16 protein-coding genes are annotated in these 13,773 nt (G+C 68.1%); 8 read left to right on the top strand and 8 right to left on the bottom strand.

The window, feature by feature from the left end; all coding sequences use genetic code 11:
* Positions 1–73: hypothetical protein (locus AC3A6P_RS29060; RefSeq protein ID WP_487695804.1), on the top strand; the 73-nt coding region annotated here is incomplete at its 5' end.
* Positions 74–116: 43 nt separating this feature from the next.
* Here AC3A6P_RS29060 and AC3A6P_RS29055 read toward each other — a convergent pair.
* The 4 genes from AC3A6P_RS29055 to AC3A6P_RS29040 form a co-directional block, all read right to left on the bottom strand.
* Positions 117–923 carry a biotin--[acetyl-CoA-carboxylase] ligase gene (locus AC3A6P_RS29055; protein WP_487695787.1) on the bottom strand — a complete coding sequence of 269 codons (807 nt, stop codon included), beginning with the start codon at positions 921–923 and terminating at the stop codon, positions 117–119.
* 39 nt (positions 924–962) lie between these two features.
* Positions 963–1,283: a hypothetical protein gene (locus AC3A6P_RS29050; protein ID WP_487695786.1), complete on the bottom strand. Its 321-nt coding sequence runs from the start codon at positions 1,281–1,283 to the stop codon at positions 963–965.
* Positions 1,284–1,497: 214 nt separating this feature from the next.
* Positions 1,498–2,214 (bottom strand): TIGR03089 family protein, encoded by a 717-nt coding sequence (locus AC3A6P_RS29045; protein WP_487695803.1) that lies wholly within the window; start codon positions 2,212–2,214, stop codon positions 1,498–1,500.
* 2 nt (positions 2,215–2,216) lie between these two features.
* The gene (locus AC3A6P_RS29040; protein ID WP_487695785.1) at positions 2,217–3,683 is read right to left on the bottom strand and encodes an LCP family protein; all 1,467 of its coding nucleotides are present in this window, start codon (positions 3,681–3,683) and stop codon (positions 2,217–2,219) included.
* Between the two features lie 67 nt (positions 3,684–3,750).
* Here AC3A6P_RS29040 and rfbD point away from each other — a divergent pair, with 67 nt between their 5' ends.
* From rfbD to manB, 3 genes are read left to right on the top strand one after another with little or no spacing between them, the layout of a single operon-like run.
* Complete coding sequence (rfbD, locus tag AC3A6P_RS29035) at positions 3,751–4,632, top strand: dTDP-4-dehydrorhamnose reductase (RefSeq protein ID WP_487695784.1); 882 nt, start codon at positions 3,751–3,753, stop codon at positions 4,630–4,632.
* 39 nt (positions 4,633–4,671) lie between these two features.
* Positions 4,672–5,517 carry a glycosyltransferase family 2 protein gene (locus AC3A6P_RS29030; protein ID WP_487695802.1) on the top strand — a complete coding sequence of 282 codons (846 nt, stop codon included), beginning with the start codon at positions 4,672–4,674 and terminating at the stop codon, positions 5,515–5,517.
* 23 nt (positions 5,518–5,540) lie between these two features.
* Positions 5,541–6,638: a mannose-1-phosphate guanylyltransferase gene (gene manB, locus AC3A6P_RS29025; RefSeq protein ID WP_487695783.1), complete on the top strand. Its 1,098-nt coding sequence runs from the start codon at positions 5,541–5,543 to the stop codon at positions 6,636–6,638.
* Here the strand turns inward: manB and AC3A6P_RS29020 are convergent.
* The 3 genes from AC3A6P_RS29020 to cofD are packed head-to-tail and all read right to left on the bottom strand — an operon-like array spanning position 6,620 to position 9,500.
* Positions 6,620–7,162 (bottom strand): NUDIX hydrolase, encoded by a 543-nt coding sequence (locus tag AC3A6P_RS29020; RefSeq protein WP_487695782.1) that lies wholly within the window; start codon positions 7,160–7,162, stop codon positions 6,620–6,622. The genes manB and AC3A6P_RS29020 overlap by 19 nt on opposite strands.
* Entirely contained in the window at positions 7,159–8,502 is a 1,344-nt protein-coding gene (locus AC3A6P_RS29015; protein ID WP_487695781.1) for a coenzyme F420-0:L-glutamate ligase, read from the bottom strand. The genes AC3A6P_RS29020 and AC3A6P_RS29015 overlap by 4 nt, the downstream gene beginning before the upstream one ends.
* Positions 8,499–9,500: a 2-phospho-L-lactate transferase gene (gene cofD, locus AC3A6P_RS29010; protein ID WP_487695780.1), complete on the bottom strand. Its 1,002-nt coding sequence runs from the start codon at positions 9,498–9,500 to the stop codon at positions 8,499–8,501. The genes AC3A6P_RS29015 and cofD overlap by 4 nt, the downstream gene beginning before the upstream one ends.
* Positions 9,501–9,791: 291 nt before the next feature.
* On the opposite strand from cofD, the gene AC3A6P_RS29005 reads away from it, so the two are divergent.
* A complete protein-coding gene (locus AC3A6P_RS29005; RefSeq protein ID WP_487695779.1) occupies positions 9,792–10,154 on the top strand; it encodes a WhiB family transcriptional regulator in 363 nt (120 codons plus the stop codon).
* A gap of 13 nt (positions 10,155–10,167) precedes the next feature.
* Here AC3A6P_RS29005 and AC3A6P_RS29000 read toward each other — a convergent pair whose 3' ends face one another.
* Positions 10,168–10,590 carry a metallopeptidase family protein gene (locus AC3A6P_RS29000; protein WP_487695801.1) on the bottom strand — a complete coding sequence of 141 codons (423 nt, stop codon included), beginning with the start codon at positions 10,588–10,590 and terminating at the stop codon, positions 10,168–10,170.
* 177 nt (positions 10,591–10,767) lie between these two features.
* Between AC3A6P_RS29000 and AC3A6P_RS28995 the strand changes: the two genes are divergently transcribed.
* The 3 genes from AC3A6P_RS28995 to AC3A6P_RS28985 form a co-directional block, all read left to right on the top strand.
* Positions 10,768–11,193 carry a DUF3499 domain-containing protein gene (locus AC3A6P_RS28995; RefSeq protein ID WP_487695777.1) on the top strand — a complete coding sequence of 142 codons (426 nt, stop codon included), beginning with the start codon at positions 10,768–10,770 and terminating at the stop codon, positions 11,191–11,193.
* Between the two features lie 130 nt (positions 11,194–11,323).
* Complete coding sequence (locus AC3A6P_RS28990; RefSeq protein WP_487695775.1) at positions 11,324–12,706, top strand: phosphomannomutase/phosphoglucomutase; 1,383 nt, start codon at positions 11,324–11,326, stop codon at positions 12,704–12,706.
* Positions 12,703–13,773: TobH protein (locus tag AC3A6P_RS28985; RefSeq protein ID WP_487695774.1), on the top strand; the 1,071-nt coding region annotated here is incomplete at its 3' end. The genes AC3A6P_RS28990 and AC3A6P_RS28985, both read left to right, overlap by 4 nt.

The following is a 13,773-nucleotide window of genomic DNA, read 5'->3' as shown; positions in this document are numbered from 1 at the left end:
CAAGATCACCCAGATCTATGAGGGCACCAACCAGATCCAGCGTGTGGTGATGAGCCGCGCACTGCTGAAGTGACCGCGGGATCTATGGAGTCTCGGCACCGCTGAGACTCCACGGCTCACGAGGAGGCCGGGCGAAGGTGTGTGATGTCGCCGGCGGCCACCGTGGTGGCGTTTTCGCCGTCGTCGATGATCAACCGGCCCAGCGCATCGATGTCCGTGGCCGTCCCGACGATGGCCCGGTCCCCGGGCAACGTCGCACGGACATGCGTGCCCAGTGTCAGGCTGTGGGCGCGGTAGTCGTCCACCAGGGACTCATCGGCGCCTCCGCCGGCCTGCCAACGACTGATCCGGTCGGCGAGCGTGTCGAGGATGGCGGCGGCCAGTGCGGTGCGGTCAACCGCCTCGGCTCCGAGCAAGGTCAGCGACGTCGCCCGCGGGTCCGGAGCCTCCTCGGCCGAGAGTGAGACGTTGAGCCCCAGGCCGATGATGATGCGCGCCGACGGCGCTGCGACCTCGGCGAGGATGCCGGCCAGCTTCCCCGGCCCGGCCAGAACATCGTTGGGCCATTTGAGGCCGACGGGCACGGGGCACACCTGGGCCACGGCATCGACCACGGCGACACCGGTCAGCAGTGGCAGCCACCCCCACGCATCGGCGGGCACCCCATCGGTGGCGACGCCGACGGACATGGAGATCTGCGACCGCGGCGGCGCCGACCACTGCCGACCGTGCCGGCCGCGGCCCGAATTCTGGAAATCGGCGAGCAGCACGTTTCCGGCGATGTCGTGGCCGGCGGCAGCGCGAGCCAGGAGGTCGGCATTGGTGGAACCGGTTTCGGCCACCACATCGACTCGGCGCCACGCCGAACCGAGGCGGGCGCGCAACGCAGTCGCATCAAGGGCAGTTCGGGACTCGACGCTCACAGCAGGCGAGCCTAGACGCCGGGCCGGGCTGCGAACGAACTAGACGGCAGCGGTGGGGGTGATGGTCTCCATGGACAACGACGCGCGCTGTTGCCGTCGCAGGACCCGCTGGAGTGCCGCGAATCCGGTGGCGAAGCACGCGAGGGCGGCCAGGGCCCAGGCCAATCCGAAGACCCAGTCCCACCCGGTCTGGGCGGGGGCCCCGACGAAGAAATACGCGGCGATGGCGGCCATCGGATATCCGATGCTGACGCAGTATCGCGCGCGAGTGCTGACATCCCATGCAGGATGTCGGCGGATGTATCTGTCCATGGCGAGCAGCGCGAGCGCTACCCCGATGGCAGTCACAGTCGTGACCATGAAGTTCTCCCGGCTACGTCGACGGAATCGCTGAGTACCAGTGTCCGTCTTGACGGCGCCGTTTCGAACAGAACACGAGTAACTAATCAGTAACATATCTGGCGAATTCTGGTGAAGCCAGTCCGAAGTCTGAGAGTTCGCCGAGAAAACGGTTGTACCAGCGATTGTTCCGATGTACCAGGCCTTGTAGCTTCTAGGTCTGCGGATCCAGCAACTACGCGAGTGAACGGGTGACCTTTTCGGTTGACCGCCGCCGCTCCTGCAGAGCAGGGTCGGGATTGGCCACCTGGACCAGCGACCCACCCGCGGCGAAGATTGCCAGCAGATTGTCGGTCAGGAGTTCGGGGGTGTCCCAGGCGCCGTCCGACCACACCCGATCGCCGGCCGTCAGCTCCCTGGCCGCCGCGCTGTCGCGGGCGGCAGTGAGGACGTCCTCGACCGATCGGCCCGCCAGCGCGGGGCCCGGTGCCGATTCAGGAACGATCTGGTCCCCGTGCACCCGCACCGAGGTCGCATAGTCGGTGAGCCCGACCGCCAGGCCGGGCACCGGCTTGCCGAAAGGGTCGAGTGAGAGCACGGCGATCTCGCCCATCCCGACGGCGGCGTCGGCCTCGTCCAGGCGAGAAGCGGTGCACAGTGCGACATCGGCCTCGCCGCCACCGAGAACGGCTTCGGCGCCGATCCACCACAGGCCGAAGTACACCGCCGCCGTCTGCCAGTGCGCGGGCAACAGCACCGCGACCCGGCTGCCCGGCCCGGCGCCGAGTTCGTCGCGCAACAGATTGGCGGTCTTGGCCGCCCAGTTCGCCAGTGTCACCGCGGACAACTCGATGCGTTCGCCCGTGGCGTCGTCGTAGTAGGTGATGCGTGGGCCGACGGGATCGCTGCGCAGCAGCGGATCCAGGAGCGCTCCGGAGACGGTGCCTGCCATGGTCAGTTGACGCACGCGGGATCGTCGGAACCGGCCGTCAAGATCGGTGACGGGGGAGGCGGTGCGGTGACCTCACCCGCGGCCTGCTGCATGACATCACCCTGGAGTGCGGGATCGGACTCCAGACCCGAGCCGGGGCCGGTGTAGTCGTCGGCCAGCACCACCCGCACCGTGCCCTCCGGCAGGCTCTCGTCGGCCACCACAGGTAGCCCACCGAGTTCGTCGGCAACCGCCTGGGCGCCCAGGTCATCGGTGCTGTGGCCCAGGACCTGGCTGGCGGGCGGCTTGGGGCCTTCGTTGTTGCCGACGTTGCCTTGCGCAAAACCCTTGCCGGTCAACACATCGGATACGGCGGCGGCCAGACCGTTGATCTCGGTGTCGTTGACCACCTCGACGGTGGTCTTGTCCGGCGAGTAGGCCAGCTCTTCGGTCTTGCCCTGGTCCTGGTCCTCCAGCAGGCTCGTCACCCAGTCCTTGACCTGACTGGGGTCGATGCGCACGACGCTCTGCATGCCGTCGTCGCTCCACCCGGCTTCGTCGAGTACCGGGATGGTGGCGAAAGCGACACTGCCCGCCGCCAGTTCCTGCAGCTGGGAGATGAAGCTCATGATGTCCCAGCCGTCGGAGAGCACCACCGAGCGCTGAACGGCATTCTGCAATGCGCTCAACTTGGTGGGGCTCGACAACGTTTTGCCCGAGATCACCTGGTGGGCAAGCGAAGCCATCACCACCTGCTGGCGCACCACCCGATCCAGGTCGCCGCGCGGCAGGTCGTGACGTTGCCGGACGAAGCTCAACGCCTGCGGCCCGCTCAGCCGCTGCCAGCCCGCGGGGAAATCGGCGCCCGAAAGTGGTTCGTAGACCGGCGCTTTCAAGCACACGTCCACGCCGCCGATGGCGTCGGTGATCAGCGAGAACCCCAGCAGGCCGATCTCGGTGTAGTGGTCGACTGTCACGCCGGTGAGATTGGCCACCGTTTCGATCAGCCGTTCGCGGCCGGCTTCGACGCCGCGTTTCTCACCTTCTGCAGGGTCCATGCCCTGGTTCTCGATCAGCTCTTTCATGGTGTCGAGCTTGACCTCGCCGTAGACACCGTTGATCTTCATCTTGCCCAGCCCCGGCGCCTGGACGTACGAGTCGCGCGGGATGGAGATCGCCGTCGCGGATTTCCCGTTGTTGGGGATACGCACGAGGATGATCGTGTCGGTGTTGGTGGCCACGTCGTCGCCGGCACGCAGCATCGCCAGCTCTTCGGGCGACAGCGGATTGCCATGGGCGTCGGTGCGGCTGTCGACGCCCACCAACAGGATGTCGATTGCACCGTCTTCGCCGCCCCCACCCAGCGCCTCAGCGCTGATGTGGTTGATGCCTTCTTCGAACGACCGGATGGTGCTCCAAGCCACGCCGGTGCCCGCCACGATCGCGATTGCAATCAAGGTCGAGACGACGCGTATCACCCGGGCTGGCACCTGCCCAGGCTACTGGGGACACCGCCGGGAACCGGGTAGCCCGCTCCGGCGTGCCAGACTCTGCGATGTGGCCGACACCTTCAACGACAAGCCCAGAATCGTCATCACCGGCGCCGGCGGACAAGTCGGCCGGTTCCTGGCCGAGCTCGCTGAAACCCGAGGTCACCGCGTTGCGGCGTACTCGTCGGCGCAGTGGGACATCACCGACCCGCAGGCCGCCGAGGCGGTTGTGCAACCCGGCGACGTCGTGGTCAACTGCGCCGCTCTCACTGCCGTCGACGCCGCCGAACAGGACCCCGAGCGGGCCTTCGCCGTCAACGCCACCGGCGGCGGGAACGTCGCCCGCGCCTGCGCGAAAGCCGACGCACGCCTGATCCACATCTCCACCGACTACGTGTTCAGCGGTGTGTTCCCCGGCGAACCCCGACCGTACGAACCCGACGACCAGACCGGGCCCACGTCGGTCTACGGCCGCAGCAAGCTCGCAGGGGAGGAAGCCGTCCTGGCCGCGCTTCCCGGGGCCGTCGTCGCGCGCACCGCGTGGGTCTACACCGGCGGCAGCGGCGCGGATTTCGTCGCGGTCATGCGGGCCAGAGCCGCCACCGCGGACACGGTCGACGTGGTGGCCGACCAGGTGGGATCGCCCACATACGTCGGCGATCTGTGTGCTGCGCTGCTGGAGATCGCCGACGGCGGCGTGGCTGGCCCGGTGTTGCATATCGCCAACAGCGGCCCGGCCAGCCGGTTCGAGCTGGCCAGGGCGGTGTTCGCGGGCGTCGGCGCCGACCCTGAACGCGTCCGTCCGGTGAGCTCTGACGCCCATCCGAGGCCCGCTCCGCGCCCGCCGTATTCCGCTCTGGGCGGCGAATCGACCGCGCGGGCCGGCCTCACCCCGCTGCGGCCGTGGCCGGAGGCGTTGGCGGAGGCGCTGAGTCGGTCACGGGTGTGAAAGACCGTTACCCTCTACGCCGTGAGTGACGAACTGCCGGTGGTGACGGTGACCTACTCACCGGGCCCGCATCTGGAGCGGTTCCTGTCGTCGCTGAGCCTGGCCACCGATCGCCCGGTGACGGTGGTGCTGGCCGACAACGGCTCGACGGACGGCGCCCCGGAAAGCGCGGTCGAGCGGTATGCCGACACCCGGCTGCTGCGTACCGGCGGCAATGTGGGGTACGGCACCGCCGTCAACCGCGGAGTGGCCTCGCTGGAACGCGACTCGGAGTTCCTGGTGATCGCCAACCCCGACGTGGTGTGGGGTCCCGGCAGTATCGACGCCCTGCTGGAGGCGATGCACCGCTGGCCGACCGCGGGCGCGGTGGGACCGTTGATCCGTGATCCCGACGGTTCGGTGTACCCGTCCGCGCGGCACCTGCCGAGTGTGGTCCGGGGCGGTATGCACGCCGTCGTCGGCCCGTTCTGGAAGAACAACCCGTGGACCCGGGCGTACCGGCAGGAGCGGCAGGAGCCCAGTGAGCGGGCGGTCGGCTGGCTGTCAGGATCGTGTTTGCTGATGCGGCGGTCGGCGTTCGACCAGATCGGCGGATTCGACGAGCGGTACTTCATGTACATGGAGGATGTCGACCTGGGCGACCGTCTGGGGCGGGCCGGCTGGCTCAACGTCTACGTCCCCGACGCCGAGATCCTGCATGCCAAAGGCCATTCCACCGGTCGCGACCCCGCCCGCAACCTCGCCGCGCACCACCGCAGTACCTATCTGTATCTGTCGGACCGGCACAGCGGTTGGCACCGAGCTCCGCTGAGATGGGCCATGCGAGCGGCTTTGGCCGTACGATCAGGCCTGGTAGTACGTGGTGCACGACGGCACCGCGGTTGACACCTGGGGGAGAGGGTTTGGTCATGAGCGGCACTCTGGAAGTTGTCGATCCGTCCAAGGTCGACGCCGTTGTCCTGGTGGGCGGCAAAGGCACGCGGCTGCGACCGTTGACCCTGTCCGCGCCGAAACCGATGTTGCCGACGGCGGGATTACCGTTCCTGACGCACCTGCTGTCACGTATCGCCGCAGCCGGGATCGAGCACGTGATCCTCGGCACGTCGTACAAGGCGTCGGTGTTCGAGGCCGAATTCGGCGACGGGTCCAAACTCGGGTTGCAGATCGAGTATGTCTTCGAGGAGGAGCCGCTGGGCACCGGTGGCGGTATCGCCAATGTGGTGCCCAAGCTGCGGCACGACCGCGCGGTCATCTTCAACGGTGACGTGCTCTCCGGCGCCGACCTCGGAGCGCTGCTCAATCACCACCACGCCAACCAGGCGGACGTGACGCTGCACCTGGTGCGCGTCGGCGACCCGCGCGCATTCGGTTGTGTGCCCACCGATGAGAACCATCGCGTCGAGGCCTTCCTGGAGAAGACGCAGGATCCGCCCACCGATCAGATCAACGCGGGCTGCTACGTCTTCAATCGCGACATCATCGACCGCATCCCCACCGGCCGCGAGGTGTCGGTGGAACGTGAGGTGTTCCCGCAGCTGCTGTCCGACGGGGTCAAGGTGTGCGGCTACGTCGACGCCACCTACTGGCGCGACATGGGCACCCCGGAGGACTTTGTGCGCGGGTCGGCCGACCTGGTGCGCGGCTTGGCACCGTCACCCGCGCTCAACGGCCACCGCGGTGAATCGCTGGTACACGACGGGGCCTCGGTGGCGCCCGGCGCGGTGCTGATCGGCGGCACCGTCATCGGCCGGGGCGCCGAGATCGGGGCGGGCGCCCGGCTCGACGGCGCGGTGATCTTCGACGGCGTGCGCGTCGAGGCCGGCTGCGTCATCGAACGCTCGATCGTGGGGCACGGTGCGCACATCGGGCCGCGGTCACTGATCCGTGACGGTGTGATCGGCGACGGCGCCAGCATCGGCGCGCGCTGCGAACTACTCCGCGGCGCCCGGGTGTGGCCCGGAGTCGTCCTGCCCGATCACGGGATCCGCTACTCCAGCGACCTCTGAGACGCCGCAGCGACGAGAGCGTGTACCGCGTGGTCGGTGCCCGGCGGCAAACCGTCGACGGGCCACCACCGCAGATCCAATGACTCGTCGCTGATCGTGATCATGGCGTCGGCCGGTGCCCGCACCACGAACTGCAGATCCAGGTGACGGGTGGGCACCCCCAGCGAGCAGGTCAGCGGGTGAACATGGATCGCGGCCAGCCGCTCGAGGCCCAGTCCGGTGATACCGGATTCCTCGGTGGCTTCCCGCAACGCCGCGGCCTCGATGTCGGCGTCTGCGGGTTCGCAGTGGCCGCCGAGCTGAACCCAGCGGCCCAGCCGTGGATGCAACGTCAGCAACACCTCGGTTCCTGCGGCGTTCAGCACCGCCGCCGAGGCGGTGATGTGCCCGGGTTCGCAGGCGCGCTCACACGAGTCGGGGCGTGCCAGCACGAATCCGAGTACGGCCTCGCGCAGCGCGTCCTGGTCGGGATCCGGTGCCTGCCAGTGCCTCAGCGTCGAGATCACCGAATCGCGCAGCGTCACCGGCGGACCAGCAGTCCGGCGGTGTCGGCGGGGTCGCGGGGTCCGGTGTCGTCGAGGGGGTAGCCGATCGCGATGGCCCCCATGGGATTCCACTCCGCGGGCAGCTCGAGCTCGTCGCGCACCAACTGCGGGGCGAAGATCGTCGACCCGATCCAGCAACTGCCGACCCCGCGCACAGCCAGCGCCACGAGCAGCGCCTGTACGGCTGCGCCCGCGGCGACGGTGAACATGGTGCGCTCGGCCTCGGTGCGCGCCCGGTCGGGGTAGTCGTGAGCGCCGTCGAGAACCATGACCGGAATCACCACCTCGGGCGCGTCGAAGAGAATTCGCCCGCGTGCGACGCGGCGTTCGATCGCATCGGCCGGCTTTCCGTCAGCGGCGAGATCGGCCCGCCACTGCTGGCGCATGGCCTCCAGCAGGGGAGTGCGCCGCGATGCGGTGAGCCAGACGAACCGGACCGGCCGGGTGTGATGCGGCGCGGGCGCGGTGAGCGCTTCGGCGACGGCTTCTTCGATGAGGGAGGCGGGCACCGGTTCGGTGGTGAACCGGCGCACCGAGCGACGCAACAGTTGGGCCTGCTTGCGGCCCAGCTCGATCGACTCGGCGGTGCCGAGCCAGAACAGATCGTCTTCGCCGGGCCGCAGCAGATCCCGTCCGCGGGAGCCGTCGTCACGCAGGCGCAGCCCACGCACCACGGCAACCGGGATACCGGTCAGTTTTCCTTTCACCAGATCGGCCGCGGCGGCGATCTCGTCGGCCACAGCAACCTCGGTCACCACCAGCTCGTTGCCGTGTTTGTCGACCGCGCCCGCGTAGCCGTGCAACACCGGCAGCCCGGCCGCGCCGATGGCCTGGTCGATCTGACCGTTACGCCAGGCGCGGCCCATCGTGTCGGTGATCACGACGGCGACGTCCACTCCGAGGCGTTGCGCCAACCCTGCGCGCAGGGCGGCGGCGCTGCCGTCGGGATCAACGGGGAGCAACGCCAGTTCGGTGCTGCCGATGTTGGATCCATCCACTCCGGCGGCGGCCTGGATGAGCCCGAGTGCGTTCTCGGTGATAAGAGTGCGTCCCTTGCGAGCCAGCACTCTAACCGCCTCAGCGTCGATCAGCTTGCGGCGCAGCGCATCTCGCTCTTCAGGATCGGCGGGCGCGGCCACGATGCGGCCTTCGGTCTTGGAGAGCACCTTACTGGTGACCACCATCACGTCGCCGTCGCGCAACCACGGCGCAGCCTCGGCCAGGGCGCCCACCAGATCGTCTCCGGGGCGGAATTCGGGAAGACCTGGGACCGGCAGAATTTCGACGGCCGCCGCGGCACCGTGCTCGGGACCGCTCATCGCAGACTCACGCCCATCAAATCCATGCCGGCACGCACCATCTCAGCGGTGGCTTTCGGATCGGTCATCAGTAGCGGGACCGACCGCACTGCCACACCGTCGATCTCGGCGTGGTCCTGCTCGGAGACGAGCCAGCCGTCGAGGATGCCGGTGGCGGTGCGGGCACCGTGGTACCGGCCCACCGCCTCGGACGTCGATTCCACTCCGATGACGGTCAGGCATTCGTCGGCCATGCCGCGCAACGGCTTGCCGCCGATGATGGGTGAGTAGCCGACCACGGGCGCGGTGGTGGACCGCAGCGCCCCGCGGACGCCGGGGATGGCCAGGATGGGGCCGATGCTCACCACGGGATTGGAGGGGGCGAGGAAGACGATGTCGGCTTCGGCGATCGCGTCGGCGACTTCAGGTCCCAGCGTTGCCTTTTCGGCGCCTACGTACGCGAAACTGTGGGTGGGCACCTTTGCGCGGTAGCGCACCCACCACTCCTGGAAGTGAATTGCCTTACGATCGCCGGTCTCGGGATCGGTGATCACCACGTGGGTCTCGCTGCGGTCATCACTGGCCGGTAGCAGGCGTGCGCCGGGGCTCCAGCGTTTGCACAGGGCTTCGGTCACCTGCGAGAGCGGGTACCCGGCGCGCAGCATCTGGCTACGTACCAGATGGGTGGCCAGGTCGCGGTCGCCCAGACCGAACCAGTCCGGTTGCACGCCGTAGGCGGCGAGTTCCTCCTTGGCATGCCAGGTTTCGTTGCGGTGGCCCCACCCGCGTTCGGGATCGATTCCGCCGCCGAGGGTGTACATACACGTGTCGAGATCGGGGCAGATCCGTACCCCGTGCATCCAGGCGTCGTCGCCGATGTTGACCACTGCGGTCAGCTCATGCTGGACCTCAGCTTGACCCTCAGGGTCAGAGGCGAATTGCCCTAATCCCAGCAACTGTTGAACGCCCAGCAGGAATCTCGCGCCGCCGACGCCGCCGACCAAAACGGTGACCTTCACATCGAACGAGAGTAGGCGTTGTTGCCGGTCGAGATATCAGCACGGTCACGTCTGCGACACGCCCGCGTACCGACTCGCGGAAATGTCGGTCTCAAATGGTATGAATTTCCGTTCCACGGCTTGACCTCACCAGCTAACCCGTGTCTAATCACATCAGTGTCATTTCCCGGTTGGCCGGCCGGTTCCGGTGTCGCAGACCGAGATTCGATCACCTGTTCGAATAGGGATGGCCACAGATCAATAGTGGGCGACATCGATGGATCGACTATCAAAAATGTGAGGAGGCGGAACATGTCCTATCAGCACCTGATCGGAGCTATGGGCAGCATCCCGCACACCAACATGGAACCGGCAACCGAGGGGGGAATCGAGATGGGGGGACGTCCGCACTTGAGCCTCGTGCCCGAGCGCTTCGAGCCCGAACCCGAGCCCGCCGACGACCAGTGGCAGGAGCGCGCGCTCTGCGCGCAAACCGACCCTGAGGCGTTCTTCCCGGAGAAGGGTGGCTCCACTCGTGAGGCCAAGCGCATCTGCCTCGGCTGCGAGGTGAAGGACGCCTGCCTCGAATACGCACTCGCCAACGACGAGCGCTTCGGCATCTGGGGTGGACTGTCCGAGCGTGAGCGCCGTCGCATCAAGCGCGGCATCATCTAGCCGAGGGCGAGCCTCACTCGTCGTCGAGTGTCGGATCGATGACCGTCGGTTCGACACCCAGATAGGTGGCCACCTGAGCCACCAGAATGTCGTGAAGTAACTCCGTCAACTCTGTCGTGTCTTTGGCCCGCCGCTCAATTGGCTTGCGGAACAACACGATTCGTGCCCGGGTGTTGTTGCCCCGGACGTCCACCCCGGCTGGGATGAGCCTGGCCAGCGCGATCGCCCCGTCGGCGATCACCTCGGGTGGGAACTGCACGTTCTCCGGATCTCGCGGGGCGATCCGCGGAATCTCGTCGACCGCGACGTCGAGGGCCGACACCCGATCGGAAAACCGGCGCTCGATCGGTTCATAGGCCTCGAGCACCGCCATGTCGAACCGTTCGGCCCGGCTGCGCCACCCCGGCACGTCGCGGGGCAGCAGCGGACCACGGATCTCCCGGCCGTGCCGGGTGCCCCATTTTCTCCCCGACGGTCGATGCCGAGAGCTGCCCGATTGAGCCACCCGCCGATCGTAACGGTCCGGCATCAACAGATAACGGTTCAGTTGTGCCGGGTCCGGCTGCGCGTGTCCGCCGTGTCGCGGGCACGACAGCGCGATAGCCTCACTCGCGTGAATGTTCCCCGTCGCTGCTGCAGGCCTGGGTGCCCTCACTATGCCGTGGCGACGCTGACCTTCGTGTACTCGGACTCGACGGCCGTAGTCGGGCCGCTCGCCACCGTCCGTGAGCCGCATTCGTGGGATCTGTGCGTGACCCACGCGGGCCGCATCACCGCGCCACGCGGCTGGGAGCTGGTCCGCCACGCCGGACCGTTGCCGTCGCACCCCGACGAGGACGATCTCGTCGCACTCGCCGACGCAGTCCGGGAGGGCCGCGACGGTGTTGCCGCGGGCGCCCCGGTGCACGGATTCTCTGATCCCCATCCCGTCTCCAGCGCCGCCCCTGCAGCGGGTGTGTTCGCCTCGGCCGCCCAGCGCCCTACCGGCACCGGTCGCCGGCGGGGGCATCTGCGGGTTTTGCCGGATCCCTCCGAGTAGCACCCCGCACTCTGTAAAGCGCCCGGTAGCGAAGTTTTGTGTGTAGTTGCCCGGCAATTCTGACGGTGGGAACGGCTAGGCTGGTAGAGGCAGCCGAACCCCGCCCCCAGCCGTAGTCAGGAGTCCCGCAATGTCTCGATCCGCTGACGCGGTTGCCCGTGTGATCAAGGCTTACGACGTTCGTGGCCTCGTCGGCGAGGAGATCGACGAGCAGTTCGTCTCCGAGGTGGGCGCGGCGTTCGCCCGGCTGGTCCGCGGCGACAGCACTCAGGTGGTCATCGGATACGACATGCGGGAGAGTTCGCCCGCGCTGGCCGCGGCATTCGCGTCCGGCGTCACCGCCCAAGGGCTCGATGTCGTTCGTATCGGCCTGGCGTCGACCGACCAGTTGTACTTCGCGTCAGGTTTGCTCGACTGTCCCGGCGCCATGTTCACCGCCAGCCACAACCCGGCCGCCTACAACGGGATCAAACTGTGCCGCGCGGGCGCCAAACCGGTCGGTCGCGACACGGGTCTGGCAACCATCAGCGCGGAGGTGGTCGACGGTGTCCCCGCCTTCGACGGTCCGCACGGTTCGGTCTCCGAGAAAGATGTCCTGGCCGAGTACGGCGCGTTCCTGCGCGGGCTGGTCAACGTCACCGAGCTGCGGCCGCTGCGGGTGGCTGTCGACGCCGGTAACGGTATGGCCGGCCACACCGCACCCGAGGTGTTGGGCCAGATCAGCTCGTTGACGGTGCTGCCGCTGTATTTCGAGCTCGACGGCTCTTTCCCCAACCATGAAGCCAATCCGCTGGACCCGGCCAACCTGGTCGATCTGCAGCGCTTCGTCCTGGAAACCGGCGCCGACATCGGACTCGCGTTCGACGGCGACGCCGATCGCTGTTTCGTCGTCGACGAACGCGGCGAGGCGGTGTCTCCGTCCGCGGTCACCGCGCTGGTGGCCGCGCGTGAGCTGACCCGCGAGATCGGCGCCACGGTGATCCACAACCTGATCACGTCCCGTGCGGTGCCCGAGCTGGTGATCGAACGCGGCGGCACGCCGGTGCGGTCGCGGGTCGGGCACTCCTACATCAAGGGACTGATGGCCGAGACCGGCGCCATTTTCGGTGGCGAGCATTCGGCCCACTATTACTTCCGTGACTTCTGGGGCGCCGACTCGGGAATGCTTGCGGCGCTCTATGTACTGGCCGAGCTCGGTGGGCAGGACCGCCCGCTGTCGGAGCTGGCGGCCGACTATCAGCGCTACGAGGCCTCGGGCGAGATCAACTTCACCGTCAAGGATGCCGCGGCGTGTGTGGAAGCGGTGCTGAAGTCGTTCGGCACCGGCATTCACTCCATCGACCACCTCGACGGTGTGACGGTGGACTTGGGCGACGGCAAGTGGTTCAACCTGCGGACGTCCAACACCGAACCGCTGCTGCGACTCAACGTCGAGGCCCGCACCACCGACGAGGTCAACGGCGTCGTCGCCACGGTGGCCGCCGAGATCGAAGCGGCCCAGGCGGAGCCATGAGTGCCACCCGGGCCACCATCGATCTCGACGACAGCGACGGCTTGATCGGCGCAGATCGACAGGGCCTGTTGCACGGCGCATCGATGTCCGGTGCGCAGGTTCGGGCCACCGCCGCGGCAGTGGACGAAGGCGCTCTGGACAGCGTGCGCACCGGCGAACGCCCGCGCTCGCTGATCTGGGTGGCCGGCCGGGGCGCCGCCGAATCCGCCGGCGCCATGCTGGCCGCGGTGCTCGGTGGGTCGGCGGCCGAACCGATTGTCATTGCCTCAGAGGTTCCGCCCTGGATCGGGCCGCTGGATGTCCTGGTGGTGGCCGGTGACGATCCGGCCGACCCGACGCTGGTATCGGCGGCGGCCACCGGAGTGCGTCGAGGTGCACGCGTGGTGGTCGCGGCACCGTATGAAGGTCCGTTGCGCGACGCGACCGCCGGCCGGGTCGCGGTTCTGGAGCCGCGGCTGTGGGTGCGCGACGAATTCGGGCTGTGCCGGTACCTGGCGGTGGGTTTGGCCACGCTGCAGGCAGCCGAGACGGGAGCCGCGGCGTTGCACATCGATCTGCCCGCCCTCGCCGACGAACTCGACGCCGAGGCGCTGCGCAACAGCGCCGGGCGTGAGGTGTTCACCAACGCCGCAAAGTCTCTGGCACAGCGGATGGCCGGACGCGCGGTGGTGCTGGCCGGGGACAACGCCGCCACCCTGGCACTGGCGCGACATCTGTCGATGGTGCTGCTGCGGGTGGCGCATCAGACCGCTGCTGCCAGTGGTCTCGCGGACGCAGTGGTCGCGCTGCGTGACGGTATGGGCGCCGGAACCGGCTCGGGCGCAAACGATTTCGACTCGTTGTTCCACGACGAGGAATTGGACGGGCCGCTGCCTCAGCGGCCACGGGTGCTGGCTCTCACCTTGGCCGCCGAACGTGCCGTGGTCTCGGCGCGCGTGGCGGGTGTGGGTGATGTCGACCTGGTGGGCACGGAGGATGTGCCGGACGGAGGAGAAGGCCGCGGCGCGGAGCGTCCTCGGCCGGGATCCGACCATGGATACCGAGGAGAAGGCCGCGGCGCGGAGCGT

The sequence above is a fragment of the Mycobacterium sp. Soil_C_30 genome (assembly GCF_057656995.1).
This window is presented reverse-complemented; position numbering and strand designations above follow the sequence as displayed.

What these genes read in the sequence shown, in the direction of transcription:
- AC3A6P_RS29050 (WP_487695786.1), bottom strand. Translation starts at nt 1,283, where the DNA reads ATGGTCACGACTGTGACTGCCATCGGGGTAGCGCTCGCGCTGCTCGCC.
- AC3A6P_RS29045 (WP_487695803.1), bottom strand. Translation starts at nt 2,214, where the DNA reads ATGGCAGGCACCGTCTCCGGAGCGCTCCTGGATCCGCTGCTGCGCAGC.
- manB (WP_487695783.1), top strand. Translation starts at nt 5,541, where the DNA reads ATGAGCGGCACTCTGGAAGTTGTCGATCCGTCCAAGGTCGACGCCGTT.
- AC3A6P_RS29015 (WP_487695781.1), bottom strand. Translation starts at nt 8,502, where the DNA reads ATGAGCGGTCCCGAGCACGGTGCCGCGGCGGCCGTCGAAATTCTGCCG.
- AC3A6P_RS29005 (WP_487695779.1), top strand. Translation starts at nt 9,792, where the DNA reads ATGTCCTATCAGCACCTGATCGGAGCTATGGGCAGCATCCCGCACACC.
- AC3A6P_RS28990 (WP_487695775.1), top strand. Translation starts at nt 11,324, where the DNA reads ATGTCTCGATCCGCTGACGCGGTTGCCCGTGTGATCAAGGCTTACGAC.